This window comes from Mycobacterium sp. IDUB_21, assembly GCF_055419425.1.
Genome location: NZ_JBVAXQ010000009.1, coordinates 1 through 25,346, shown reverse-complemented (window position 1 = coordinate 25,346; position 25,346 = coordinate 1). Strand labels below are relative to the sequence as shown.

At 66.7% G+C, this 25,346-nt stretch carries 21 protein-coding genes and 2 pseudogenes; 10 read left to right on the top strand and 13 right to left on the bottom strand.

Annotation, left to right across the window (positions count from 1 at the left end):
- The first annotated feature begins 101 nt into the window (after positions 1–101).
- Positions 102–1,109: a M23 family metallopeptidase gene (locus ACZYY4_RS14435; protein WP_463810682.1), complete on the top strand. Its 1,008-nt coding sequence runs from the start codon at positions 102–104 to the stop codon at positions 1,107–1,109.
- A gap of 64 nt (positions 1,110–1,173) precedes the next feature.
- Complete coding sequence (locus tag ACZYY4_RS14430; protein ID WP_463810681.1) at positions 1,174–1,731, top strand: hypothetical protein; 558 nt, start codon at positions 1,174–1,176, stop codon at positions 1,729–1,731.
- Positions 1,732–1,815: 84 nt separating this feature from the next.
- On the opposite strand, the gene pcrA is transcribed toward ACZYY4_RS14430, so the two are convergent.
- Positions 1,816–4,164, bottom strand: a complete 2,349-nt coding sequence (gene pcrA / locus ACZYY4_RS14425) for a DNA helicase PcrA (protein ID WP_463810680.1) — start codon at positions 4,162–4,164, stop codon at positions 1,816–1,818.
- A gap of 202 nt (positions 4,165–4,366) precedes the next feature.
- On the opposite strand from pcrA, the gene ACZYY4_RS14420 reads away from it, so the two are divergent.
- On the top strand, positions 4,367–4,675 hold the full coding sequence (locus ACZYY4_RS14420; protein ID WP_463810679.1) for a chorismate mutase: 309 nt from the start codon (positions 4,367–4,369) through the stop codon (positions 4,673–4,675).
- A 27-nt stretch (positions 4,676–4,702) separates the two neighbouring features.
- Positions 4,703–6,367 carry a glucose-6-phosphate isomerase gene (gene pgi, locus ACZYY4_RS14415; RefSeq protein ID WP_463810678.1) on the top strand — a complete coding sequence of 555 codons (1,665 nt, stop codon included), beginning with the start codon at positions 4,703–4,705 and terminating at the stop codon, positions 6,365–6,367.
- A gap of 33 nt (positions 6,368–6,400) precedes the next feature.
- Here pgi and ACZYY4_RS14410 read toward each other — a convergent pair whose 3' ends face one another.
- From ACZYY4_RS14410 to ACZYY4_RS14395, 4 genes and pseudogenes are all read right to left on the bottom strand, one after another.
- A complete protein-coding gene (locus ACZYY4_RS14410; RefSeq protein WP_463810677.1) occupies positions 6,401–7,150 on the bottom strand; it encodes an SDR family oxidoreductase in 750 nt (249 codons plus the stop codon).
- Between the two features lie 50 nt (positions 7,151–7,200).
- The gene (locus ACZYY4_RS14405; protein ID WP_463810839.1) at positions 7,201–7,668 is read right to left on the bottom strand and encodes a zinc finger domain-containing protein; all 468 of its coding nucleotides are present in this window, start codon (positions 7,666–7,668) and stop codon (positions 7,201–7,203) included.
- 150 nt (positions 7,669–7,818) lie between these two features.
- A pseudogene (locus tag ACZYY4_RS14400) lies at positions 7,819–8,064 on the bottom strand (DNA-formamidopyrimidine glycosylase family protein); the annotation flags it as partial.
- A gap of 52 nt (positions 8,065–8,116) precedes the next feature.
- Entirely contained in the window at positions 8,117–8,509 is a 393-nt protein-coding gene (locus ACZYY4_RS14395) for a phage holin family protein (RefSeq protein ID WP_463810676.1), read from the bottom strand.
- A 173-nt stretch (positions 8,510–8,682) separates the two neighbouring features.
- Here ACZYY4_RS14395 and ACZYY4_RS14390 point away from each other — a divergent pair, with 173 nt between their 5' ends.
- Entirely contained in the window at positions 8,683–9,585 is a 903-nt protein-coding gene (locus ACZYY4_RS14390; protein ID WP_463810675.1) for an AurF N-oxygenase family protein, read from the top strand.
- Positions 9,582–10,295 carry a DUF4873 domain-containing protein gene (locus ACZYY4_RS14385; RefSeq protein ID WP_463810674.1) on the top strand — a complete coding sequence of 238 codons (714 nt, stop codon included), beginning with the start codon at positions 9,582–9,584 and terminating at the stop codon, positions 10,293–10,295. The genes ACZYY4_RS14390 and ACZYY4_RS14385 overlap by 4 nt, the downstream gene beginning before the upstream one ends.
- Positions 10,296–10,328: 33 nt before the next feature.
- On the opposite strand, the gene ACZYY4_RS14380 is transcribed toward ACZYY4_RS14385, so the two are convergent.
- Together ACZYY4_RS14380 and ACZYY4_RS14375 are read right to left on the bottom strand one after the other, a co-directional pair.
- Positions 10,329–10,883: a cytochrome b gene (locus tag ACZYY4_RS14380; RefSeq protein WP_463810673.1), complete on the bottom strand. Its 555-nt coding sequence runs from the start codon at positions 10,881–10,883 to the stop codon at positions 10,329–10,331.
- The gene (locus ACZYY4_RS14375; RefSeq protein ID WP_463810672.1) at positions 10,880–11,827 is read right to left on the bottom strand and encodes a catalase family peroxidase; all 948 of its coding nucleotides are present in this window, start codon (positions 11,825–11,827) and stop codon (positions 10,880–10,882) included. Before ACZYY4_RS14375 ends, ACZYY4_RS14380 begins: the two co-directional genes overlap by 4 nt.
- Before the next feature lie 370 nt (positions 11,828–12,197).
- Between ACZYY4_RS14375 and ACZYY4_RS14370 the strand changes: the two genes are divergently transcribed.
- From ACZYY4_RS14370 to ACZYY4_RS14360, 3 genes are all read left to right on the top strand, one after another.
- Positions 12,198–13,067, top strand: coding sequence for a TIGR03619 family F420-dependent LLM class oxidoreductase (locus ACZYY4_RS14370; RefSeq protein WP_463810671.1), 870 nt, complete (start codon positions 12,198–12,200; stop codon positions 13,065–13,067).
- Positions 13,068–13,217: 150 nt separating this feature from the next.
- Positions 13,218–13,370 carry a hypothetical protein gene (locus ACZYY4_RS14365; RefSeq protein WP_463810670.1) on the top strand — a complete coding sequence of 51 codons (153 nt, stop codon included), beginning with the start codon at positions 13,218–13,220 and terminating at the stop codon, positions 13,368–13,370.
- 113 nt (positions 13,371–13,483) lie between these two features.
- Positions 13,484–15,607 (top strand): cellulase family glycosylhydrolase, encoded by a 2,124-nt coding sequence (locus ACZYY4_RS14360; protein WP_463810669.1) that lies wholly within the window; start codon positions 13,484–13,486, stop codon positions 15,605–15,607.
- A 9-nt stretch (positions 15,608–15,616) separates the two neighbouring features.
- On the opposite strand, the pseudogene ACZYY4_RS14355 reads toward ACZYY4_RS14360, so the two are convergent.
- Both ACZYY4_RS14355 and ACZYY4_RS14350 read right to left on the bottom strand, forming a co-directional pair.
- A pseudogene (locus ACZYY4_RS14355) lies at positions 15,617–16,564 on the bottom strand (fumarylacetoacetate hydrolase family protein); the annotation flags it as partial.
- A gap of 3 nt (positions 16,565–16,567) precedes the next feature.
- The gene (locus ACZYY4_RS14350; protein ID WP_463810668.1) at positions 16,568–18,844 is read right to left on the bottom strand and encodes an ATP-dependent DNA ligase; all 2,277 of its coding nucleotides are present in this window, start codon (positions 18,842–18,844) and stop codon (positions 16,568–16,570) included.
- 62 nt (positions 18,845–18,906) lie between these two features.
- Here ACZYY4_RS14350 and ku point away from each other — a divergent pair, with 62 nt between their 5' ends.
- Positions 18,907–19,797 carry a non-homologous end joining protein Ku gene (gene ku, locus ACZYY4_RS14345; RefSeq protein WP_463810667.1) on the top strand — a complete coding sequence of 297 codons (891 nt, stop codon included), beginning with the start codon at positions 18,907–18,909 and terminating at the stop codon, positions 19,795–19,797.
- Here the strand turns inward: ku and ACZYY4_RS14340 are convergent.
- From ACZYY4_RS14340 to ACZYY4_RS14325, 4 genes are all read right to left on the bottom strand, one after another.
- On the bottom strand, positions 19,794–22,613 hold the full coding sequence (locus tag ACZYY4_RS14340; RefSeq protein ID WP_463810666.1) for an MMPL/RND family transporter: 2,820 nt from the start codon (positions 22,611–22,613) through the stop codon (positions 19,794–19,796). The genes ku and ACZYY4_RS14340 overlap by 4 nt on opposite strands.
- Positions 22,610–23,023 carry an MmpS family transport accessory protein gene (locus ACZYY4_RS14335; protein ID WP_463810665.1) on the bottom strand — a complete coding sequence of 138 codons (414 nt, stop codon included), beginning with the start codon at positions 23,021–23,023 and terminating at the stop codon, positions 22,610–22,612. The genes ACZYY4_RS14340 and ACZYY4_RS14335 overlap by 4 nt, the downstream gene beginning before the upstream one ends.
- 147 nt (positions 23,024–23,170) lie before the next feature.
- Positions 23,171–23,776 (bottom strand): TetR/AcrR family transcriptional regulator, encoded by a 606-nt coding sequence (locus ACZYY4_RS14330; RefSeq protein ID WP_463810664.1) that lies wholly within the window; start codon positions 23,774–23,776, stop codon positions 23,171–23,173.
- A gap of 37 nt (positions 23,777–23,813) precedes the next feature.
- Positions 23,814–25,223: an HNH endonuclease signature motif containing protein gene (locus ACZYY4_RS14325; protein WP_463810663.1), complete on the bottom strand. Its 1,410-nt coding sequence runs from the start codon at positions 25,221–25,223 to the stop codon at positions 23,814–23,816.
- Positions 25,224–25,346 lie beyond the last annotated feature (123 nt).

Below are 25,346 nucleotides of genomic sequence, written 5' to 3'. Positions count from 1 at the left end.
CCTAGTCGGCGCGGAACTGGTTACCGTCTCCAGGTCTAGGTCTTTATAACGTTCTGATTACGACCAGAGGATCTTCCAGGCTGATGCAGCACGGTTCACGCATGCGTCCGGTTCCCGGCGGGGCCGTCCCCCGCCATCGCGACGGCACTGCGACCCGGTCTTCGGTTCCCGGCCCCGCCGAGGTCACCGACATCATCCCGTTCAATGAGTTCGGACGACTCGATGACGCCGCATTCCGCGAGAACGCCTTCGACGACGTCTCCGAGGTGCTGCTGGCCCCCGAGTTGGACGACCTGACCGACACCGACAACATGCCGGTCCTGCGACTGGTCTTCCCCCGCGGCGGCTACCCGGACGAACGCGCCTATCACCCGCACCATGCAGTCGACCTGCCCGCGTTGCCCGCCCGGCGCGGAAAACACCGCAGCCAACCGGCCAGCGCCGTCAAGAGCCGCGTGATGATCGCCGCTATGGCCGCCGGAGCGGCCGCGGCCGCGGCACACGCCGCCACCCACCCGTCCGACGACACCGTCGCCCGGCCCGCCGTGCTGGCCGCCAGCAAGACGATGCTCAACGACGGCACCACCACCACTTCCAGCCACGGCATGCAGATGATCACGGTCAAAGCCGCCGCCAACGTCGTCGTGCACAACGAGGAGCTGGCCAAGGGTGTCGCGTACGCCCAGGAGCGCGCCGAGCGCGAGGCCCGGCTGCAGCGTCCACTGTTCGTCGCGCCCACCCAGGGCGCATTCACGTCGAACTTCGGCTACCGCTGGGGTGTGCTGCACGCCGGCATCGACATCGCCAATGCCATCGGCACCCCGATCATGGCGGCCTCCGACGGCGTCGTCATCGAGTCCGGGGCCAGCGCCGGCTACGGCATGCTGGTCAAGCTGCGCCACTCCGACGGCACCGTGACGCTCTACGGCCACATCAATCGGTCGCTGGTCAGTGTCGGCGAGCGCGTGATGGCCGGCGACCAGATCGCCGAGATGGGCAATCGCGGTTACTCCACCGGCCCGCACCTGCACTTCGAGGTGCTCCAGAACGGCACCAGCCGGATCGACCCGAGTGCCTGGCTCGCCAAGCGCGGGATCAATTTCGCCTAATACGACGGCGTCGACCTGCAGCGCCCGGCTTCGCCGCGCTTGCAATCGCCGCTAGCCTGGTTTGGTGACCGACCGCCACCATCCGCCCACCGGTGCTACTCCTTCCGGTCCCTCCGGAAACGATCCGGCCAGCGCCCCCAGCCGTATCATCCGCCGGGCCCCTACCGGCGCCATCCCGATCGCCACCGGCGCTGGGCCGATACCGCCGGCGATGCGCCCATACGACGCACTTCCCCCGGCCCGGTCCCAGATGCCGTCGGCGGTTTTTCCGATCAGCGCCTGCGTGTTCGCCATCATCGGCTGCTGGGCCACCTCGGTGGTGTCCACCGACCTGATCGCCAGCTGGTGGCACACCGACCGGCTGTTCTGCGTCGCGGTCGGATTCTTGAGTCTGGTGTTCGCGGTGACGTCAATATCCGGCGTGATCATGCTGCTGCTGCGCCGCCCGCTCGGCCAGTACCTGATCCCGATCGGGGCGGTGGTCGCGCTACTGACCTTCGGCAGCCTGTTCCTCGCGGGTGCGCGGGTGCCGTGGATCGTGCACGCCATCCCGTTCCTCCAGGCCGCCACCATCGTGTTCGCACTGCACCCGGCCACCAAGCGCTGGCTGGGCGTCGCTTAAAGCGGGCTCGCGCTTGGCGGCGACCTGGGGGCACCTCCCGCTTGCGGGGGACAGCACCCGGCTTCGCCGCGCTCGCGATCGCCGCTAAAGCTTGGAGACGGGCGCGTGGTTGTGCATCAGCTTGACCCGCCCGGAACTGCCGAAGTCGATCAGCGACATCGCCGACTCTCCCGCTCCGGAGACTTCCTCCACCCGGCCCAGGCCGTACTTGTCGTGGGTTACCCGGTCTCCGGCCGCCAGGACCAGCAGTGGCCGATTGCCGGAGCGGCTCGGCGCCGGTCGCGGCGTGCCGAAGCGGCCGGCGCCACTGACCGGAGCGCTCGGTGATGCGGTGGCGTCGGTACGCCGCCAGTCGATGAGCTGCTGCGGGATCTCGCGCAGGAAGCGCGATTCCGGGTTCAGCATGGGCTGGCCCCACGACGAGCGCACCTTGGCCCGGCTCAGATAGAGCCGCTGCCGTGCCCGGGTGAGGCCGACGTAGGCCAACCGGCGTTCCTCGGACAGCTCGCGGGGGTCGCCGAGCGACCGCATGTGCGGGAACATGCCGTCCTCCCAACCGGTGACGAACACCACCGGGAACTCCAGCCCCTTGGCGGTGTGCAGGGTCATCAGCGTGACCATGCCCGAACCGTGTTCGGGGATCTCGTCGGCATCGGCGACCAGCGAGACCCGCTCCAGGAAGGCCGCCAGCGTGCCGACATCTGGCATGTCCTCGTCGTCACCGGCCGAGTCGTCCTGCTCGGCGAGCGCATTGGCCCGGTCGATGCTGAATTCGTGTGCGACGCTGACGAGTTCGTTGATGTTGTCCAGCCGAGCCAGGTCCTGCGGGTCGGTGGAGGATTCGACTTCGATGCGGTAGCCGGTGCGGTCCAGCACCATCTCGACCAGGCCGCCGAGGTCCTCGTCGCAGGAATGCAGGTGCGTCCGCAGTTCGTCGAGCATCGCGACGAATCCGGCGATCGCGTTCTGCGCACGGGTGTTGAGCATCGGCACGCCGCCCCCTGCGGCGGCCCTCAACGCCGCGGCGAAACCGGTGCCCGTGTTCTCGGCGTGCACCGACACGCACGCCTCGGCACGATCCCCGATACCGCGGCGCGGGGTGTTGAGAATGCGCCGCAGGCTGACCGTGTCACCGGGGTTGTCCAGCACCCGCAGGTAGGCCATGATGTCGCGGATCTCTTTGCGTTCGTAAAAACGCACGCCGCCAACGACTTTGTACGGGATGCCGGCGCGGATGAACACCTCTTCGAGCGACCGCGATGCGTTGTTGGTGCGGTAGAACACCGCGATGTCGCCGTAGTTGGCGGTGCCCGCGTCGGACAGGGCGTCGATTTCCTGCGCGACGAACCGCGCCTCGTCGTGTTCGTTGTCGGCCACATAGCCGACGATCAGCTCGCCGTCACCGGAGTCGGTCCACAGCCGCTTCTCCCGGCGCCCGGAATTGCAGGCGATCACCGCGTTGGCGGCCGACAGGATGTTCTGCGTCGAGCGGTAGTTCTGCTCCAGCAGCATCGTCGCCGCGTCGGGATAGTCGCGTTCGAAGTCCTCGATGTTGCGTATGGTCGCCCCGCGGAACGCGTAGATCGACTGGTCGGCGTCACCGACCACGCACAGCTCCGCGGGCGGCACGTCATCGGACTGCTCGCCGTGCTCATTCGGTTGTCCGAGCCTCGCTGAACCGCCGTGCCCCGCCAGCTCGCGCACCAGCATGTACTGCGCATGGTTGGTGTCCTGATACTCATCGACGAGGATGTGCCGGAACCGGCGCCGGTAATGCTGGGCGATCTGCGGGAACGCCTGCAGGATGCCCACCGTCTCGCCGATCAGATCGTCGAAGTCCAGGGCATTGGCCGAGCGCAGCCGGCGCTGGTATTCGGCATACACGGCCGCCACCACCCGGCTCAGGTCGTCGGAGTCCTCGGTCAGCTCGGCCAGCGCCCGGTCGGGGTCGATCAGTTCGTTCTTCAGATTGGAGATGGCGTTGGCCAGCAGCCGCGGCGAATGCCGTTTGACGTCGAGGCCCATATCGCGGCCGATCATCAACAGCAACCGCCGCGAGTCGTCGGCGTCGTAAATGGAGAAGTTGGAGTTCAGCCCCGGAACCACCGAGGCCTGGTTGCGCAGGATCCGCACACAGGTCGAGTGGAACGTCGACACCCACATCGCGCCGGCCCGCGGGCCGATGAGCCCCACCACCCGCTCTCGCATCTCGGCGGCGGCCTTGTTGGTGAACGTGATCGCCAGCACCTGCCCCACCCCGACGTCGCGAGCTGCCAGCAGGTAGGCGATGCGCCGGGTGAGCACGGCGGTCTTGCCCGAGCCCGCCCCCGCGACGATCAGCAGCGGCGACCCTTCGTGCAGTACAGCCCGGCGCTGCTGCGGGTTGAGCCCGTCGAGCAGGTGATCGGTTTGCGAAGTCGCGTGCACACTCATAACGCAACCCAACGTACCGCCGCGCACGGACACTCTTTGCGCTGGCACGGCCCTTAGTGGCAGACTCGTTTTGTGCTCGACATGCAGCGTCGATTTTTCTACGGGTACCGATCAGCGGTGCCCGTGGTCTAGCTGCAACGCCTGGCCCCGCGGTCCGCTTCGCCGACCCGGGGCTCGTCTGTTGTGTGAGGCCGGATCGCCGATGGGACCAGAAAACACCAACAGCGAGAATCTGGAGTCCGAACCCATGACTGCCCAACCCCAACAGCTGCCCGACATCGACGACCTGCGCCACGAGATCGACCGGCTCGACGCCGAGATCCTGGCTGCGGTCCAGCGCCGCACCGAAGTCGCGCAGGAGATCGGCAAGGCCCGGATGGCCTCCGGCGGCACCCGACTGGTGCACAGCCGCGAGATGAAGGTGCTCGAGCGTTACAGCGAGCTCGGCCAGGACGGCAAAGACCTGGCGATGCTGCTGCTGCGACTGGGCCGCGGCCGGCTCGGTCACTAAAGGCCCGTTCGCCGCTACTGTCGGGGAATGAGCTCCGTTCAACAGATCCCCGACATCTCCGCCACGCCGGCCTGGGACGCGTTGCGCAAGCATCACCAGCGGATCGGCGACACCCACCTGCGACAGTTCTTCGCCGACGATCCCGACCGGGGCGAGAAGTTCACCGTCATCGTCGGTGACCTCTATATCGACTACAGCAAGCACCGCATCACCGCAGAGACGGTGAGCCTGCTGGTCGACCTGGCCCGGGCGGCCGGCTTGGAGGAACGCCGCGACGCGATGTTCGCCGGGGTGCATATCAACACCTCGGAGGATCGGGCAGTGCTGCACACCGCATTGCGGTTGCCGCGCAACGCCGATCTGCACGTCGACGGCCAGGATGTCGTCGCCGACGTGCACGCGGTGCTCGACGCGATGGGCGATTTCACCGACCGGGTGCGCAGCGGAGGTTGGACCGGAGCCACCGGAAAGCGCATCGAGACCGTCGTCAACATCGGCATCGGCGGCTCGGACCTGGGCCCGGTCATGGTCGACCGGGCATTGCGCCATTACGCCGATGCCGGCATCTCGGCACGGTTCGTCTCCAACGTCGATCCGGCTGACTTGACTGCGAAGCTGGCCGGCTTGGATCCAGCCACAACGCTTTTCATCGTGGCCTCGAAGACGTTCTCGACGCTGGAGACACTGACCAACGCCACCGCGGCACGGCGCTGGCTGACCGAGGCGTTGGGCGACGCCGCGGTGGCGCAGCATTTCGTGGCGGTCTCCACCAACGCCGAGCGAGTCGACGAGTTCGGTATCGACACCGCGAACATGTTCGGCTTCTGGGACTGGGTCGGCGGACGCTACTCGGTGGATTCGGCGATCGGCCTGTCGGTGATGGCGGTGATCGGCCGAGAGCGCTTCGCCGAATTCCTGTCCGGCTTCCACACTGTCGACGAACATTTCCGCACCGCACCACTGGAATCCAACGCGCCGGCGCTGCTCGGCCTGATCGGGTTGTGGTACTCCGACTTCTTCGGCGCCCAGTCTCGCGCGGTGCTGCCCTACTCCAACGACCTGGACCGCTTCGCGGCCTATCTGCAACAGCTCACGATGGAATCCAACGGCAAGTCGACTCGCGCCGACGGCACCCCGGTCGTCACCGACACCGGTGAAATCTTTTGGGGCGAACCGGGAACCAACGGCCAGCACGCGTTTTACCAGCTGCTGCACCAGGGCACCCGGCTGGTGCCGGCCGACTTCATCGGCTTCTCCCAACCCGTCGACGACCTGGCCACCGCCGACGGCACCGGCAGCATGCACGACCTGCTGATGAGCAACTTCTTCGCCCAGACCCAGGTGCTGGCGTTCGGAAAGACCGCCGATGAGATCGCCGCCGAAGACACCCCGGCAAATGTCGTGCCGCACAAGGTGATGCCCGGCAACCGCCCGACCACCTCGATTCTGGCTCCCCGGCTCACGCCCTCGGTACTGGGCCAATTGATCGCGCTCTACGAGCATCAGGTCTTCACCGAGGGCGTGGTGTGGGGCATCGACTCTTTCGACCAATGGGGTGTGGAGTTGGGCAAGACGCAGGCCAAGGCGCTGCTGCCGGTGCTGACCGATGACGACTCCCCGCAGCCGCAGACCGACAGTTCCACCGACGCGCTGGTGCGTCGCTACCGGGTTGAGCGGGGCAGGGCGAAGTAGCCGACCGGTCCTGAATCCCCCGGGCCTCAGGCCTCAGGCGAAGGGTTTGGTGAGCCGCGGCGGCAGTAGGCGCATCACCCACACCAGCGGCGTCCACGGCCAGGGCGGCACCACCGCGCGGCCGGTTTCGCGTTCGATCGCACTCACCATGGCTTTGACGCCGGATTCGTTGTCCACCATCAACATGGTCGACCCCGACTTGGCCGTCATCTCCGACTCGATGTAGCCCGGCTCCAGCACCGTGACCTTGATAGGGCCGCGCGAGTACTCGGCACGCAGCGACTCGCCCAGCGATGACATCCCGGCTTTGCTGGCGGCGTAGGCGGCCTTGACGCCGGGAACACCCTTGTTGCCCAACACCGACGAGATCAACACCAGATGCCCGCTGCCGGCGGCTTTGAACATCTCCAGCGCGGTCTCGATCTGCACCAGCGCGGCGACCAGGTTGGTTTCGACGGTGGCCTTGTTGGCCCACAACTTGCCCGTCCCCAGCGGAGCACCCTTGCCGATCCCGGCATTGACGACAACTCGATCGATTCCGCCGAGCTCCGCGGCGAACTTCGTGAACACCCGGGGCACCTCGTCGTGGTCGTTGACATCGAGGGCAGCCACCGCGACCTTGATGCCGGGATATTGTTGTATCAGCTCGTCTTTCAGTTCCTCGAGGCGATCGGTCCGACGGGCGCACAGCGCCAGGTCACGTCCACGTGCGGCGAATGCGCGGGCCATACCCGCGCCCAGTCCGGAGCTGGCACCGGTGATCAGGATTTTCTGACGTGTCACCCGGGCAGCCTAGCCCGGATCGACGAACCCTAAACAATCACGAGGTCGGGTTATTTGAGCAGCCGCGACATCCGCCGGTCGGCGAGCACCTTGCCACCGGTCTGACAGGTCGGACAGTATTGAAAAGACTTATCGGCGAACGATATTTCCCGGACGGTATCCCCACAGACGGGGCAGGGCAGCCCGGCCCGGGCGTGCACCCGCATCCCGGAGCGCTTCTCCCCCTTGAGCGTGGCGGCCTCCTGACCGACCGAGCGGGTCACCGCATCGGTGAGGACAACGCACATCGCCTCGTGCAGCGCGACGAGCTGCTCACCGGAGAGCTTGGCCGCGGTGGCGAACGGTGAAATGCGTGCGGCGTGCAGTATCTCGTCGCTGTAGGCGTTGCCGATGCCGGCGATCACCTTCTGATCGGTGATGACGGTCTTGATACGCCCGGTGTTGCCGGCCAGCAGCCCGGCCAGCTCGTCGGCTGTCACCTCCAACGCGTCAGGACCGAGCCCGGCGATGCCGGGCACCTTGGCCGGGTCGTCGACCAGCCAGACCGCGAGCCGCTTCTGGGTGCCGGCCTCGGTGAGGTCGAACCCGGGTGCGTTCCCCGGGGTGCCTAGATGCACCCGCAGCGCGATCGGGCCTTTGCCGGGCCGCAGCGGCGCGGGAGCCAGCTTGTCCGACCAGCGCAGCCAGCCGGCCCGGGACAGGTGCGTGATCAACAACAGTTCGCCGGCCTGCAACCCGAGATACTTGCCCCAGCGGTGTGCGCCCGTCACGGTCTGGCCGTGCAATGCCGTCGGTGGCGGGTCGAAGGTCTTGAGCACCGAGAACGCCGCCACGTCGACGCGGCCGATGTCGCAGCCGACGGCGTGCCGGCGCAGGTGGTCGGCGAGTGCTTCAACCTCGGGCAGCTCCGGCATCAGTCCAGTGTGCCCGGCGGCGAGCGCCACCGTCGGTACGTCGCCGCACTCATCAGCCCCGGGTGGCGCGACCCGCCACCAGCGACAGCACCCAGCTCACCACCGACAACACGATCGCCGCCCAGATCGCCGTCCACCAGAAGTGGTCGATGTGGAGGCCCCAATGGGTGGTGTTGTCGGTGATCCAGGCGGTGATCCACAGCATGAATGCGTTGATCACGACGTGGAACAGCCCCAGGGTGAGGATGTAGAGCGGGATCGACAGCAGCTGCACCACCGGTTTGATGAACGCATTGACCAGCCCGAAGATCACCGCGACGACAAAGATGATGCCGATCCGCTGAGCCGTGGTGTCACCGCCGACGAAGCCGATACCGTCGACCATCAGGGTGACGATCCATAACGCGATTCCGGTCAACCCGGCACGGATCAAGAACGATGCCATGCCGCCGATCCTGCCATGGCATCCGCGGAAGCGGCCGCTTTACGGGTGGTCAGGCCCGACTTGACATCGCAGCGGTACCGACAAGGCGAACCACGGGTATCCGGTACCGTAGGTATTGACATCTTCGGTGGGGCCTCCTACTTTTTGGGGACTGGATCGAGAGGGGATTCCCGATGACCACTGTCGTGCGACCGAGCGGACCGTCCCGGGAGGAATTCGCCGAACGCCTGCTGAAGGGCTCGGTGAAGAAGTCCTACGCCCCCGTCGTCGACATCGACTGGGATGCCCCCGTCGACCCGGACAAGTTCTTCCTGCCGCCGCAGATGTGCACCCTTTACGGCACCGACCTGTGGGAGGCGATGACCCGCGAGCAGCAGATCGAGATGTCACGCCAGGAGCTGGTCAATGTGCTGTCGGCGGGCGTCTGGTTCGAGAACATCCTCAACCAGGCGCTGCTGCGCGACATGATGCACAAGAACCCCACCGCGCGCACCACCCACTACTCGCTGACCGAGTTGGGCGACGAGACCCGGCACATGCTGATGTTCGGCAAGACCATCGACCGGATCGGCGGCGTGCCGGTGCGCCCGAAGCGCTACCAGCGCATGGTCATCAACTCGCTTCCGTTCCTGTTCCGCGGCAGCATCCTGTGGGGTGCGGCGCTGGTCGGCGAGGAGATCTTCGACTCGCTGCAACGCCAGATTCTCGACGACCCGGATCTGCAACCGATCGTCCGGCGGGTGATGCGCATCCACGTCACCGAGGAAGCCCGCCACATCCAATACGCCCGCGACGGCTTGCGGCGCAGCGTTCCGGCGATGCCGCGCTACCGCCGTGCCCTGCTGGCGAACCTCCAGGGTGTCGGCGGACCGTTCTACCGCCACCTGTTCACCCTGCCGATCGTCTACAACCGGGTCGGGCTGAACGGCCGCGAAGCTCGCCGAGTGGCGCGGGCCAACCCGCACTTTCACGCGGCCTCCCGCTCCTCGTTCGCCCCGCTGGCCGCATTCTTCGAAGAGGTCGGATTGATGGGCCGGCTGGCCCGGCGGATGTGGCGGCGGGCCGGATTCCTATGAGCCGCAACGGCATCCTCGACGTGGTGGTGCTGGGCGACCCGGCGCCCCTGCACGGGTTGCTCGACGGCGCCCGCGTCGTCGATGCCGCCGCGACCACCCGATTCAACAATGCCGACGACACCTGGACGGTGGCCACCTCCGACGGGGAGACGCTGACCGCCCGGGTGATCATCGACGCCACCGCCTCTCCGGACGATGTCGTCGCCGCGCACGGCACACCCAATCGGTTCCGGGTCCCCGGCCCGCACACCCGCCGACAGGCCCGGTATGTGGCCCGACTCGTTGAAGGCCTGCGGCGCAGCGGTGCCAGCCGCATCGAGGCTCGCCCGGCCCGGGTGCGGGTGCACCCGCTGCTGCCGACCCGCGGACTTGCCCTGTTCTACCTCACCGGCGCGGAAGGCGTCTGCGACGAGACCTACGACGGGCCGGCTTTGCTCACCCACCAAGGCGAGGACTACCCGACCCGCGTGCGGCTGGCCGGGCACTTCGACCCGATCGATGGTCGATACCATTGGCAGGGCATGTTTTTCACCGATCTTCCGGGTGCAAATGTGGCCGGCTCCAAGGTCAGCATCCGGATCGGCGAGCACACCGCAGACGGGCGCGTCACCGAGCGGACCCCGTGGGGCACGCTGACCGTGAGCGGCGCCGCCGGATACCCCCCGTTTCCGCTGGAGGACGTCGAAATCGCGTTGCCGCCGCGGATGTAGTCGCGATCCCGCCCGGCCGGATCGGTCAGGCTGCTAAGTCCGGTTGCCGCCGAGTGTCATTCGACGCAGCATGCCATCGCGCAGTGTCAGTGCGTGAAACAGCACCGCCGATACGTGTGCAGCGATTACTACGACCAAGCCGTAGGCAACGACTGAGTGGCCATTGCGAAGAATCCCAAACAGCTCAGCATCGACAGGGGCGATCATCGGTAGTCGAAGCACACCTGCCAACACAACTGGGATCCCGCTTGCCGACAGCATCGCCCACCCCAACAGAGGCTGCGCCAGCAGCAACACGTACATGCCGCACTCGGAGCCGATGACCGCGACGCGCTCGGCCCGTCCGACGGTGGCAGGCAGGGCTGGCCCGCGGTCGGTGAGCCGGTTGACCACACGGACCACGAACACCACGAACACCAGTGCGCCCAGCGCCTTATGCACACTCAGGAGCACTACGTAGTTTCCAAGCGAGTTGGCTGAAACAAACCCGACGAGCAGCGTGCTGAACACAAGCACTGCAGCCAACCAATGCAGCACGCGAGTGCCGCGGGCGTACCGATCCTGGGAGCCTCCCCCGGACGCGATCACTGCGCCACCTCATTGACCTGCACCGCTGGGGCGGCTCCGAGGACCCCGGCTCGGCGGCGAAACGATGCCGCATACACAGCGGAACGGGCCGACAGCAGGGGATCCTCCGAGGGTTCGATCCCGTCGGGCAATACCAAGGGGTCGAAATTGACGTCGCGGGCGTTCCCCGCAGACTCGGTCGCTATTGAGTCGAGCACTACTGTCCCGGTGTCGATGGTGCGGCGATCGGCCGGCCATGCGACGGTGGCATCGCGCACCTCGTCCTGGGGTTCACCGATCGTCACGATCAGCCGCCAACGCAAGGGACCGTAGCGGATATCACGAATAACCCTGTCGAACAGCCAGTTCGGGCTGGCGACCGATGCGGTTGGTGGTTCTACCTCACGCAGGGGGACAAGTGACCATCGCACCGGTGCACGGTCATCCGCTGCGTTGACAAAGTAGAAGGCGTTGAGCCCCCGGAAGGCGCTGTCGGCGAAACCGGAGGTGAGTGGTTGACGCTTGATCACCGACATCGCTCTAGCGGTTTCGGGATGGGCGGTCAGAAAATGCGCCATGGCTGCCGGATCCGGTTTACCGGTACCAGGCATCGGTTTAGAAGCCAGCAGACGGTCGTAGAATCCCTGCACCGAATTATCCTGGAACACAGGCAGGTTCAGCATTGCGGTGCGCCACTGCTCGCCGCCGGGATAGCCGATGGCCAGACCCAGACCGCGTGGGGTGGCAAGAGCATCGGACACCTCGGGATTACCGCCGGGAACCGAGAACCGTCCGACCAACGGGGTTCTGCCGGCACGGAAGACAGCGGCTCTCGTCAGTTCAGCGCCGGCACCGTTGCTCTCGAAGTATCCACCGAGTGCAACCCCTTTGGCATGGTTGAGCCGGTAGCCGGGATGGGTCCCCGCTACTCGATGAAACGCGTCGATGAACTTCTGCGGGATCAACCGTCCGTGTGATCCAACCGGACCACGCCCGTACAGGACCGCACCCAGGTCGGCAGCCAGGAAGCCACCGATAGCCGCGACGCCGGCCAGGACGCTGCGCCGACTGACCGAAGCGCTGCGCCACGATGAGGGAATGACCGATCTCCGGTCCATAAATGACCTACCTATGCGTGTCGGGGCCAGTACCTTTGCAAACACGCACACTGAGCGCCGGAGGTTCACCCGGACCCGAAGGTTCACCTGGACGACGTCACCTGGACGACATCAAGATCGCGGTGCCGCCACGGCTGTAGCCAGGATCCCGCCCGGCCGGATCGGTCAGTCTGCTATGCAGAGAGCAACCCACACCACCCGAGACCGAGGAGACCACGTGCGGTTCACCTACGCCGAGGCGATGACCGATCCGAGCTATTACATCCCGCTCGCCAAAGCCGCCGAGGCAGCCGGCTATCACAGCATGTCGATCCCGGACAGCATCGCCTACCCGTTCGAGTCGGACTCGAAGTATCCCTACACCCCCGACGGCAACCGCGAGTTCCTGGACGGCAAGGCATTTATCGAGACATTCGTGTTGATCGCGGCGCTGGGCGCGGTCACGACCACGTTGCAGTTCACCCCGTTCGTGGTCAAGCTGCCGATCCGGCCGCCGGCCTTGGTGGCCAAGCAGGCCGGTTCACTGGCCGCGATGATCGGCGACCGGCTGAGCCTGGGGGTGGGCACCAGCCCCTGGCCGGAGGACTACGAGCTGATGGGGGTGCCGTTCGCCCGCCGCGGCAAGCGGATGGACGAGTGCATCGAGATCATCCGGGGACTCACCACCGGCGACTACTTCGAGTTCCACGGCGAGTTCTACGACATCCCCAAAACCAAGATGAGCCCGGCGCCGGCGCGGCCCATCCCGATCCTGATCGGTGGGCACGCCGACGCCGCGCTGCGTCGCGCCGCGCGCAACGACGGCTGGATGCACGGCGGTGGCGACCCGGCTGAGCTCGACAGCCTGATCGCCCGGCTCAAGCAGCTGCGCGACGAGGAAGGTCGGTCGGGGCCGTTTGAGATCCACGTGATCTCTATCGACGGATTCACCCTCGACGGCATCAAACGCCTGGAGGACAAGGGGGTCACCGACGTCATCGTCGGCTTCCGGGTGCCCTACATCGTCGGATCCGATACCGAGCCCCTCGATGACAAGATCCGCAACCTGGAGCGTTTCGCCGAGCACGTGATCGCCAAGGCGGGGTGACGCCGGTCACACCGTGACGCATGGCGTGGGCAGTTTCACTGTGTCGGTGGGATAAGTTTCGGCGCCGGCGGCGTTACATGGGTGTACGCACTGACCGCCGACGGTGGTCGAGTACTGCAGCTCTCGTTGCGTGACCTGCAGGAGGCAGTGATGACGACACCGACTTGCTTGCATGGCCAGCCACTGGGCGGCCGTGGCGACTACCAACGGGCCGTTCACCTGTTGCGGGTCGCCGCCGCCTCATCGGATGCCGGTCAAAGCGATGCCCGGCGACAGTGGATCCGCGCCGCCACCCAATGCTGATCGGCGAAACCCGACGCCATTTACGGCGAACCCTTCCGTACTGTAAGTAACTCGTCTACCCTTCTCAGACGCACCTCAGAAACTGAGTGCGTCCTGGGAAAGGGTTTGCCGAGATGGCTCGTCGCCGCAGCAAAGTCGTCGGTCGCAAAGTTTTGGCGGCACTCGCGTTCCTGGCGGTGACCTCTACGGTCGCGCCGCTGGCCCCGCCGGCGCAGGCGGACATCGACGACATGATGGATGTGCTGGCTGCGCCGTTTATGACCGCCGCGGGCGCTCTTGACGGTGACGCGCTGTTCGACACGACTTCGTGGGACTCGTTCCTGTCCTCCGACCACTGGGACGCCGCACTGGCCGCTCTCGCCGATCCGGGGCCTGCCGTGGGATTCGACTTCTACACCGGGCTGCATGAGGCCGCCGAGAAGTGGATCGACAGCGACCTGGGTAGCCAGGTCAACGGCTTCATCAACCAGCTGTTCGGGTCGACGATCATCGGCGACGGCGCAGCCGGCACCGAAGCCCATCCCGACGGTGGGTCCGGGGGCTGGTTGTTCGGCGACGGCGGAGCGGGCTGGGACAGCGCCACCGCTGGTGTCGCGGGGGGCCATGGCGGTGCCGCCGGGCTCTTCGGCGACGGCGGGGAAGGCGGTGACGGCGGCGCCGGAGCCGCCGGCGGTGACGGCGGCGCCGGTGGTTGGCTGATGGGCAACGGTGGCCACGGCGGCGACGCCGGCGACGGCGACACCCTGAGCGGCCTGCCCGCCCTCGGCGGCGCCGGCGGCAACCCCGGGCTGTGGTCCGGTGTCCACGGCGCGGTAGGGCAATTCGGCACACTGCCGGGTGGTATCACCGGAACGACGGCGCCTCCGGTGGAGGTGTCCAACGGTTGGCTCACCAACAGCGACGGACAGGTCGTCATGCTGCACGGGATCAACCAGGTCTACAAGATCCCGCCCTACGAGCCGTCTGCCGACGGCTTCAGCCAGGACGACGCCGCGTTCCTGGCCGCCAACGGCTTCAATGCGGTGCGCCTGGGCATCATCTGGTCCGGGGTGGAGCCGCAGCCCGGCGTCATCGACTACGACTACCTGGCATCGATCCAGCAGACGGTGCAGATTCTGGCCCAGTACAAGATCGTCGCAATCCTCGACATGCACCAGGACCTCTACAACGAGGAATTCGGCGGCGAAGGTGCACCCGACTGGGCGACGGACGGCGGCGGCCTGGCCAACCCCGATGCGGGCTTCCCGGCCAACTACTTCCTCAACCCAGCGCAGAACCACGCCTGGGATGCCTTCTGGGGCAACTCCAGAGCATCCGACGGGGTTGGGCTGCTGAACCACTACGCGCAGACGTGGCAGGCCGTCGCCAACTACTTCAAGGGCGACGCCAACGTGGCCGGGTACGAACTCATGAACGAGCCGTGGCCGGGGACAACGTGGTTGGGCAGCTTGTTCGGCAACCCGTACTTCGAAGGCCAGCAGCTGACCCCGTTCTACAACCAGCTAGACGCGGCGATCAGGTCCGTCGACCCGAACAAGACGGTGTTCTTCGAACCGACCACGCTCGTCGGCAGCCTGCCGGTGCAGACAAACCTGGGCGCGGTGGACGACCCGAACAGCGTCTACGCGTTCCACAACTACTGCATTCCGACCTCGCTTTTCCCCGACGTCAGCTTCGGCTGCGATCTCAACGCGGACATCGTCCTGGGCTTCGCCTCGGATTACGCCCAGGCCCACAACATCCCGGCGTTGATGACCGAGTTCGGCGCCACCAACACCATTCCGACCATCACCGCCGGCATGGACTCCGCCAACAAGCATCTGATCGGCTGGACCGAGTGGGCATACAGCGGCAACGACATCACCAGTGCGTCACCGGACGGGCAGGCGCTGGTATTGGACCCGAGCAAGCCACCGGTCGGTGACAACGTCAACTTCGACAAGCTCGACGCGTTGGCCCAGCCCTACCCGCAACTGATTTCGGGCACTCCGATGTCCTGGTCGTTCGCCAACGGCGTCTTGTCGTTCAGCTACTCCACCGACCACGCCGACGGCTCAGGCAGCTTCGGAGCCGGAGCCCAGACCACTATCTCGGTGCCGCCCGGGCAGTACCCGAACGGCTATGCGGTGAGCGTGACCGGCGGACATGTCACCTCGGCCCCAGGCGCCCCGGTGCTGATCATCAGCTCCGACTCCGGCGCCTCCACGGTCAACGTGAGCGTCAGCGCCAAGCCCTAGCTATCCGAGCGGGCGGGGGCGCTCCGCCAGCGGCACTGGCGGAGCGCTGGCGCGCACGGTCTGGCGTACCTCACCGAGGCCTTGGACCTGCAGCGTCACCACGTCGCCGTCGCGCAGCCAGCCCGGAAACGGTTGCGCCGCTGCGGGATCGAGATGCTCGACCAGCGTGCAGGTGGGTACGGTGCCGGAGCCGAAGACATCACCGGGTGTCAGCGGCACTCCGCGTGAGGCATAGCTGATGATCTCACCGAAGCTCCAGTCCATCGCGCCCGTCGACCCCATGCCGAGGATCACGTCGTTGACGATCGCGGTGGCGTGCAGGCTCAACCTGCCGTCGCGCCGGTAGGGCTCCAGCTCGTCGGGAGTGACCAGATACGGCCCCAGGGTGACACCGCTGTCCTTACCCTTGCCCTGCCCGATCGCCAGCACGCCCTCGTGAGCTTGCAGATCCCGTGCCGACCAATCGTTGAAGATGGTGTAGCCGATGATGGCCCGCTCGGCTTCGGCCACCGCCAAGTCGACCCCCGGCGTTCCGATGACTGCGGCGACCTCCAGCTCGAAGTCCTGGCAGACACTGCCGGGCGCGGTCGGCGCATCGTCGTAGGGACCCAGAACCGTTGCCGGACAGGCGAAGTAAAAGGCCGGTATCTGATACCAGGCGTCGTCGAGCACTGGGCTGCGACCGGTCGCGGACAGGCAGTTGCGCATGTGGTCCAAGAAGCACAAGCTGTCGCGGATCGACGGCGGGCGCGGGATCGGCGCCATCAGTGTCACCTGGTCGATCCGCGCCGTCGCCGACGGTGCGTTCAGCGCGCGCTCACCGGCGTCGCGCAGCCCGTCCGGGCCGAGCCGGATCAGCTCCAGCAGCGTCGCTCCGGGCGCCGCGGCGTGGATCACCTCGCCCTGCAGCACCCCGGTACGTTCGCCGTCCTCACTTCGATAGGTCACCCACCGCACCGGTCAATCCTCACCTACCACCTCGTCGGGCGTCTTGTCGGGCCGCAAGCCGCGCCAGCTCGGTTGGCGCAGCCGGCCGTCGGCCGTCCGCTCGCTGTAGCGCACCTCCCCGACAAGCGTCGGTCGCACGAACGTGACCGCGGCGGCGTCGGGACCGCTCAGTGGCGCGTCGAAGGGTGATTCGTCGGTGGGTGTCAGCTTCTTTTTCAGCGCGGCCAGCTGGCGCTCGGTGAACCCGGTACCGACCCGGCCGACGAACGTGAGCTTGTCCCCGGCCGGAATGCCCATCAGCAGCGACCCGATCCCCCCGCCGCGGGCTCCCTCGCCAGTCCGCCAGCCGCCGATCACCACCTCTTGGGTTCGCCAGTGCTTGGTCTTGATCCAGGACTTCGAGCGGCGGCCGGGCTGGTAGGTCGAGTCCCACTTCTTGGCCACCACGCCCTCCCAGCCGAGCTCGCGGGACTGTTCGAGCGCTTGCGCGCCGTCGGGGGTCAACAGGTCTTTGACCACCAAGCCGGTCCCCTGGGCGAGGGTTTCCAGCAGGCGGCGACGGTCGCGGTAGGCCGCGCGCAGCAGCGGACGACCGTCGAGGTAGAGCAGGTCGAAGGCCCAGAATTCCACCCGGGCCGAGCGGGCGCTGTTCTGCATCGCGGCGAAGCTGGGCACGCCGGCGCCATCAAGCGCGACGATTTCGCCGTCCAGCACGACGTGATGCTCGGCGAGGTCGGCGGCCGGCGACCGCAGCTGCGGGTATTCGCCGGTGACGTCGCGGCCGCTGCGTGCGCGCAACCGCACCCGGCCGTGATCGGCCTCCACCAGCAGCCGGTAGCCGTCCCACTTGCCCTCGAAGGCCCAGCTGCCCGGATCCAGCCCGCTCACCGCACCATGGGTGGCCAGCATCGGAGCCAGATCATTGAACGCGAACGCCTGCTGGTCCTTCATCCGGTGCGCCAGCCACTGATCGCCGCCGGTGCGGATCAGCGCGTACCGGCCAGAGATCCGGCTGCCGGCCAGCACGACGATCACCTCCCCCTTCTCGGCGGAGTCCTCGAACTTCTCGGTCAGGTAGCTACCCGAATCCCAGATGCGCACCGTGCCGGCGCCGTACTCGCCCTTGGGGATGGTGCCCTCGAAGCCGCCGTAGGCGAGCGGATGGTCCTCGGTGCGCACCGCGAGATGGTTGACCGAGGGCGTGTCCGGCAAGTTCTTGGGCACCGCCCAGCTCACCAGCACGCCGTCGCGCTCCAGCCGGAAGTCGTAGTGCAACCGGCGGGCGTGGTGCTCGTGGATGACAAAACTATTGCCGCCTGCCGGGGCCGGGGCGCCGGCCGGCACCGGCTCGGGGGTCTTGGCCGCGTCGCGTTTGGCCCGGTATGCGGTGAGCCGGTCCGGCTGGCGCAGCGGCGCGTCCAGCCCGGCCAACAGGTCGCCGTCGCGGCCGACGCGAGCCAGCACCTCGTCGTAGCGCAGGTGCCGCAGGTCCGGATCGTCCAGCTCCGCCCAGGTGCGTGGCGCGGCTACCGTCGGATGATCGCGGCCCCGCAGCGAATACGGCGCGATGGTGGTCTTCGACGAGTTGTTCTGGCTCCAGTCGACGAAGACCTTTCCGGCCCGCAGATTCTTGGCCATGGTCGCAGTCACCAGCTTCGGCATGGCGCTTTCGAGTTGCTGCGCAACACGTTTTGCCACTGCGACCGCACCGGCGCTGGCCACCGGGCGGTCCAGAGTGGTGTACAGGTGCAGTCCTTTGCTGCCGCTGGTGAGCGGGAAGGTGTCCAGCCCCAGATCGGCCATCAATTCGCGGATGGCTCGCGCCACCTCGGCCAGTTGGCTCATCGTCACGCCCTCACCGGGGTCCAGGTCGAACACCAGCCGTGTTGCCGGGCCGGGCTTGAGCACCTCGCCCCCACCCGTCCATTCGGCTTCGAAACGCCACTGCGGCACGTGGACTTCCAGTGCCGCCTGCTGGGCGATCCAGGCCAGGCCATCGAGGTCACCGATGATCGGATAGGCGGTGGCGCGGGAGCGATGCTGCACCTGGGCGCGGGGCAACCAAGCCGGCGCCGAGGTGGCGAGCTGCTTCTCGAAGAAGGAGTCCTGCTCGACGCCGTTGGGCCAGCGTTTGCGGGTCACCGGGCGTCCGGCGATGTGCGGCAGCATCGCCTCGGCAATGCGGGTGTAGTAGTCGTAGACGTCGGCTTTGGTGGTGCCCGTGGCGGGGTAGAGCACCTTGTCGGCATTGGTGAGCTTCACCCGGGTCTTGAACGGCTCGGAGGCCATGCTGCCAACCTACGTCGCGCTAAAGCGGGTTATGGGCACATCGGGGTGGGCATACTGGCCTCATGCGTTCCATCTGGAAGGGTTCGATCGCATTCGGTCTGGTCAACGTCCCGGTGAAGGTCTACAGCGCCACCGAGGACCACGACATCAAGTTCCGTCAGGTGCATGCCAAGGACAACGGCCGGATCCGCTACCGGCGGGTGTGCGAGGAGTGCGGCGAAGTCGTCGACTACGGCGACATCGCGCGGGCGTACGAGTCCGACGACGGCCGAATGGTCGTGATCACCGACGACGACATCGCGAACCTGCCTGAGGAACGCGACCATGAGATCGCGGTGCTCGAGTTCGTCCCGGCCGGTGATCTGGACCCGATGCTCTATGACCGCAGCTATTTTCTAGAGCCGGCCTCAAAGTCGATCAAATCCTATGTGCTGCTGGCTAAGACGCTGGCCGAAACCGACCGGGTGGCGATCGTGCACTTCGCGCTGCGCAACAAGACCCGGCTGGCGGCGCTGCGGGTCAAGGACTTCTCGAAGCGCGACGTGATGATGGTGCACACCCTGCTGTGGCCGGACGAGATCCGTGACCCCGATTTTCCGGCGCTCGACTCGAAGGTGGAGATCAAGCCGGCCGAGCTGAAGATGGCCGGGCAGGTGGTCGACTCGATGGCCGACGATTTCGACCCCGACCGCTACCACGACACCTACCAGGAGCAGTTGCACGAGTTGATTGCGGCCAAGCTCGAAGGCGACGAGGCCTTCACCCCCGAGGAGCGGCCCGCTGAACTGGACGCCACCGAAGACGTCTCGGATCTGTTGGCCAAGCTGGAGGCCAGCGTGCAGAAGCGCTCGGCCGCCAAGGACAGCACAGAAGCGCCGGCGAAAAAGGCCCCGGCCAAGAAGGCACCGGCGAAGAAAGCACCAGCCAAGAAAGCACCGGCCAAGAAGTCTTAGCCGCTTGCGGTCACCGCGGGCCGCTCGCGCACCCGTTGCGGCCACCAGAACCAGCGCCCGAGCAGTGCGGCGATGGTCGGCGTCATGAACGACCGCACGATCAACGTGTCGAACAGCAGGCCGAGCGCGATGGTGGTCCCGATCTGGCCCAGAATCCGCAGGTCGCTGAAGATGAACGACGCCATGGTGGCGGCGAACACCAACCCGGCGGCGGTCACCACCGAGCCGGTCCCGGCCATCGCCCGGATGATGCCGGTGTTCAAACCGGCGCCGATCTCCTCCTTGAACCGTGAGATCAGCAGGAGGTTGTAGTCCGATCCCACCGCCAGCAGCAGGATGACGGCCAGGGCCAACACGATCCAGTACAGGTGAATGCCGAACAGGTACTGCCACACCAGCACCGACAGTCCGAATGAGGCGCCCAGCGAGAGGGCGACGGTGCCGACGATGACGATCGCGGCGACCAGGCTTCGGGTGATGATCATCATGATCAGCAGGATCAGGCTCAGCGCGGCGATCCCGGCGATCAGCAGGTCGTACTTCGCGGCATCGGCGATGTCCTTGTAGGTCGAGGCGGTGCCGGCGAGGTAGATGTGGGAGCCCTGCAGCGGGGTGCCTTTGACGGCTTCCTTCGCCGCGTCGCGGATCGAGTCGATGTGCGAGATGCCTTCGGGGGTCGCCGGGTCACCCTCGTGGGTGATGATCAGCTGCGCGGCTTTGCCGTCCGGCGAGAGGAACAGCTTCATCCCGCGTTTGAATTCGGCGTTGTCGAACGCTTCGGGCGGCAGGTAGAAGGAGTCGTCGTTCTTGGCTTCGTCGAAGGCCTGGCCCATGGCGGCGGGATTGTCGTTCGCGGCGGCGGACTGGTCACTGATCCCGGAGTTGGTGGCGTAGTTGTTCAGCGCCAGGTCGCGGTTGACCCGCTGGCTTTCGATCTGGGAGGGGATCAGCTCCACCAATTGCGGTTGCAGGGCGTCCAACTTGTCCAAGGTCGTCGTGAGTTGTTCGAGCTTCTCGCTGAGCTTGTCGATGCCGTCCTGCAGGTCGAACACGTTGCGCAGCGCCGCGCACGCCGGGATATCGAAGCAGTGCGGTTCCCAGTAGAAGTAGCTGCGGATCGGGCGGAAGAAGTCGTCGAAGTTCGCGATCTGGTCACGCAGATCGTTGGTGAGGGCGACGGTGTCGTGAAAGCTCTGGGTTTCGTCGTGGGTGGCGTCGGCGAGTTGCTGCTGCAGCGCATATTGCTGTTCCAGCGTGTGGATCGACTTGTCTGCTTCGGCCGCCTGCGTCAGCAGGTCGGCCGCCCGGTCCATCTGGTACTTCAGGTTCTGGGTCTGGGCGACGTTTCCCTGGCCGACCGAAAACGGTATCGACGTGTGCTTCAGCGGTGTGCCCAACGGTCGTGTTATCGATTGCACTTTGGCGATACCCGGCGTGTGGAACACGGCCTTGGCGACCCGCTCCAAGACCAGGAAGGATGCCGGGTTGCGCAGATCGTGGTCGGATTCGATCATCAACAGTTCCGGGTTCAGTCGGGCTTGTGAGAAGTGGCGCTCCGCGGCCGCGTAGCCGACATTGGCCGGGGCGCGGTCGGGCATGTAGACGCGGGCGTCATAGCTGGTCTTGTAGCCCGGCAGGGCGAGCAGGCCGATCAAGGCCACCCCGCACGCCACCACCAGGATGGGTCCGGGCCAGCGGACGATGGCGGTACCGATCCGTCGCCAGCCGCGGGTCCGCATCGCCCGGGTGGGTTCGAAACAGCCGAACCGACTGCCCAATGTCAGCACGGCCGATGTCAGCGTGAGCGCGGCGATCAGCGCCACGAAGATGCCGATGGCGGCGGGCAGACCCAGGGTGTGAAAGTAGGGCAAGCGGGTGAAGGTCAGGCAGTAGACGGCGCCGGAAATGGTCAGGCCCGAGCCGATTACGACGTGCGCGGTGCCGCGGTACATGGTGTAGAACGCCGTCTCCGGGTCTTCGCCGGCCGCGCGTGCCTCCTGGTAGCGGCTGATGATGAAGATCGCGTAGTCGGTTCCCGCGGCGATCGCCAGCAAAGTCAGCAGATTCGTTGAGTACGTTGATAGTCCGATGATCTCGTGGTATCCGAGAAACGCGACGAATCCACGGGCGGCGGCCATTTCGATGGCCACGGTGAGCAGCGCGAGCGCGGTGGTTCCGACCGAGCGGTAGACGGCGAACAGCATGAGCGCGATCACCAGAAAGGTGATCGCGGTGACCTTGTTGGTGCCCTCACTGCCGACCGAGAACTGGTCGGCGACCAGCGGCGCCGCACCAGTCACATAGGCATGGACGCCCGGCGGCGCCGGGGTGTCCTCGACGATGCCCCGGACGGCTGTGACGGACTCGTTGGCCAGCGTCTCGCCCTGGCTTCCGGCCAGGAACACTTGCGCCAGTGCCGCTTTGCCGTCGTTGCTCTGCGAACCGGCGGCGGTCAGTGGGTCGCCCCAGAAGTTCTGGATGTGCTGGACGTGTTGAGTGTCGCGTTCCAGCTTGTCGACCAGGGTGTCGTAGAACCGGTGCGCGTCGGCGCCGAGCGGCTGATCGCCTTCGATGACGATCATCGCCGCGCTGTCGGTGTCGTACTGCTGGAACACTTTTCCGATGCGCTTCGCCGCCTGGTATGAGGGCGCGTCATGCGAGCTCATCCCCACGTTGTGGGCTTCGGCCACCACCTCAAGCTGCGGAACAAGACTGTTCGTCACCGCAGCAAGCGCCACCCAGAACAGCACGATCGGCAGCGCCAGGCGGCGGATGGTGCGCGGCCAGAAGGGCCGGGGCTCGCGCTGCTCGCTCATCCGGACTTGTCCAAGCAGAACGTGTAGGCGCTCACCGCGTCGACGATCCTTTCGTCTTTGAGCTCGCCATCGATGACGATTCGGCAGCCCAAGGTGTCGCCGTTACCCTGCGCACGCAGATCGGCGATGACCGCCGGCTCGGTCGTAGTCGCCCGGTATTGCCAGGGCAGCGGGGCGTCGATGACCTGCTGAGGGGCGGCGTTGACGTCGAGGTAATTGATGGTGGCTGTGGCCCCCGGGGCACCCGGAGCGCCGAAGACCTCGTAGATGACGTCCTTGGGGTTGAACGGGACGATTTCCTCGCCGGAGTCGCTGCTGGTCGACGTGGTGTCGCCGGAGCCGAAGATGCCGTGCAGCCGATAGACGCCGAACGCCGCGACGGCGACGACCACCACGGCGACGATGACCATCCACCCACGCCGGACCAGGGGAAAAAACGACGGTCTCTTCACCGGAAGCCTCTCGGTATCCGTGGGCAGGTCGAACGAAAACTAAGCGTACGGTACGGAACCGTACGGCTCAATAGCGCGGCGCCGGTGATTTCGTGACGGCAGGCGTCAGCGCGCGCCGCGGGTGAGGCCCGGCAGGATCACGTTGTCGACAACGTTCGCCACGGTGCGCGCCGTTGGCGCCCGGCCCGAGACCAGCGACCGGAAGATGAGGTATCCGGGCAACACGTCCCACAGATCGTCGTCGATGGCGGCGGCATCGATCTCCCCCCGGTCGACCGCTTGCCGCAGGATGTGGAGCATCAGCGCCTTGCGCTGGTCGACGAACTGGTGCTGCATCACCTCGTTCAGCGCGGGATTGCGCGAGATCTCCACCAGCACTGCGCGCAGTGTGCCGGCGTGCTGCGCGGTCTGTCCGCAGACCAACTCACCCAGTCGCACCAGATCGCCGCGCAGCGTGCCGGTATCGGGCGGGACGGCGACCTGGCGGATGCCCTCGGTGAACGCGGCCAACACCAATTCGGCCTTCGACGGCCAACGTCGGTACACGGTGGCCTTACTCGCGCGCGCGGTGGCCGCGACCGCATCAACCGTCAATCGGTCGTAGCCGTTCTCCTGCAGCAGCTGCAAGGTGACTTCCAACAGCTCGACTTCGCGCGGCGACCAGGTCGAGGCGCCGGCAACGTCGACGTTCTGGCTCACAGCATCAACCATAGAATGCCGTCGGCAAAGTCCGCGGGTTGACGCCGAACTAGAAGGGTGGTGGATCGTTGCAGGCTGCGAGCGCGCGTCGTTTCGCGGCTTCGGCGGCTTCGGCGGCCTCGGTGGCGATACGGGCTTCGTTGTGGTTGCGTTCCAGCCAGATCCGGTAGGCCCGATCCTGCGTCCTGGTGCGCCTGCGGGTCGGCATCATCAGCCCGCGGTTTCCGACCGGTGACCATTGCGGCAGGTCCAGCTCGCCAGTGGGGGCGGCCAACTGGGGGAAGTACAGGGCGCCACCGGGTTTGGTGACGTAGGTGTGGCCAGTCGGAGCAGTCCAGATGACGGTTCCGTCGGGCTCCTGCCGGTCACGCCAGCCGTTCTCGCCGGTCCAGAACGTCTTCAGAAGGTGGTGCAGGCGGCACAGCAGCTTGAGGTTCGACGGGTGCGTCGGCCCGAGCGGATAGGGAACCGTGTGGTCGATGTCGGCGCCTTCGGCCGGGCGCCCACAGCCGGGGAACCGACACGTCAGATCGCGGCAGCGCACGAAGTCGGCCAGCGCCGTCGACGGCCGATAACCCGGCTCCGGCGGCGCATCCTCAGGGTGGCGAACCGTCCGCAACTTGGCCGACTTGGCGACCTGACGCACCGCCTCCGCCGAGAGACCACCGAACCCGGGCACGTATCCCGGCGCATCGCAGCGGCCGTCGATAGTGGCCTGCTCGGCCATCACATGGATCATCACCGCCCCCACCGGGGCGTCGCCGGTGGCGGCGGGGCACTGCGGCGAGCCGCATTCACACGCCATGGTGACCGCGCCGGCGGTCAGCGCCCGCAACGCGTCGGCGCGCCGCTGATCTTTGGTGCGCGGATCGCACGTGCAGACGGTGGCGGCCAGTTCGCTGAGCCGCTGATCGAAGGCCAACGCATCGGGGGTGCGGACATCGCCGAAGATCTCGGCCAGGCCCGAATGTTGCGGCACCACAGTGATGTGACGGGACTCGTCGAAGGTGCGGGCTTCGCGTACCGCGGCCGGCTCGAGAACCTGCACCCAGTAGTCGACGGCTTCGACGATGCGGTTGCGCGACCAGTTGCCCCACCGCACGGCATTGCGCTCCAACCACCGATCCATCCGCGGAATCGCGTCCGGGTCGAGCATCAACTCGGTCCGATGCACCACCGCCGCTACCACCTGGTAGTCCACCACGCCCGCAGCGAACAGCGCCGCCAGCTTGGGCAGCCGCTCCGCCAGCGCCAGACCGATCCGCAACTGGCCGGCCGCACGCCCACGACTGATGCCCTGAGCAGCCGCGATCTCGGCAGCCACCGCTTCCCAACCGTCAATGGCCCAAATATCGCGGCGGGCTACCTCCTGCTCAGCCTCCCGACGGTGATACAACTCCGCGCCCGCGGCGAACACCCGCGCCAGCGACGCCGCCTGCAACCGCGCCGCGTGCTGCATGACCTCCACCAGGCCCGCGCTGCCCAGACCGCCGATAGCGGTCAGCGTGTCATCTCCCAGGACATCGGTGACAGTTCTGCATCAGGACATCGGTGACAGTTCCGGTGGTCTTGGTGGTGACAC

Bases quoted from the DNA above. Each gene is read 5' to 3' on its own strand.
- ACZYY4_RS14435 (WP_463810682.1), top strand. From the start codon at position 102: ATGCGTCCGGTTCCCGGCGGGGCCGTCCCCCGCCATCGCGACGGCACT.
- pcrA (WP_463810680.1), bottom strand. From the start codon at position 4,164: ATGAGTGTGCACGCGACTTCGCAAACCGATCACCTGCTCGACGGGCTC.
- ACZYY4_RS14420 (WP_463810679.1), top strand. From the start codon at position 4,367: ATGGGACCAGAAAACACCAACAGCGAGAATCTGGAGTCCGAACCCATG.
- pgi (WP_463810678.1), top strand. From the start codon at position 4,703: ATGAGCTCCGTTCAACAGATCCCCGACATCTCCGCCACGCCGGCCTGG.
- ACZYY4_RS14395 (WP_463810676.1), bottom strand. From the start codon at position 8,509: ATGGCATCGTTCTTGATCCGTGCCGGGTTGACCGGAATCGCGTTATGG.
- ACZYY4_RS14390 (WP_463810675.1), top strand. From the start codon at position 8,683: ATGACCACTGTCGTGCGACCGAGCGGACCGTCCCGGGAGGAATTCGCC.
- ACZYY4_RS14385 (WP_463810674.1), top strand. From the start codon at position 9,582: ATGAGCCGCAACGGCATCCTCGACGTGGTGGTGCTGGGCGACCCGGCG.
- ACZYY4_RS14365 (WP_463810670.1), top strand. From the start codon at position 13,218: ATGACGACACCGACTTGCTTGCATGGCCAGCCACTGGGCGGCCGTGGC.
- ACZYY4_RS14360 (WP_463810669.1), top strand. From the start codon at position 13,484: ATGGCTCGTCGCCGCAGCAAAGTCGTCGGTCGCAAAGTTTTGGCGGCA.
- ACZYY4_RS14350 (WP_463810668.1), bottom strand. From the start codon at position 18,844: ATGGCCTCCGAGCCGTTCAAGACCCGGGTGAAGCTCACCAATGCCGAC.
- ku (WP_463810667.1), top strand. From the start codon at position 18,907: ATGCGTTCCATCTGGAAGGGTTCGATCGCATTCGGTCTGGTCAACGTC.
- ACZYY4_RS14340 (WP_463810666.1), bottom strand. From the start codon at position 22,613: ATGAGCGAGCAGCGCGAGCCCCGGCCCTTCTGGCCGCGCACCATCCGC.
- ACZYY4_RS14335 (WP_463810665.1), bottom strand. From the start codon at position 23,023: ATGGTCATCGTCGCCGTGGTGGTCGTCGCCGTCGCGGCGTTCGGCGTC.
- ACZYY4_RS14330 (WP_463810664.1), bottom strand. From the start codon at position 23,776: ATGGTTGATGCTGTGAGCCAGAACGTCGACGTTGCCGGCGCCTCGACC.
- ACZYY4_RS14325 (WP_463810663.1), bottom strand. From the start codon at position 25,223: ATGCAGCACGCGGCGCGGTTGCAGGCGGCGTCGCTGGCGCGGGTGTTC.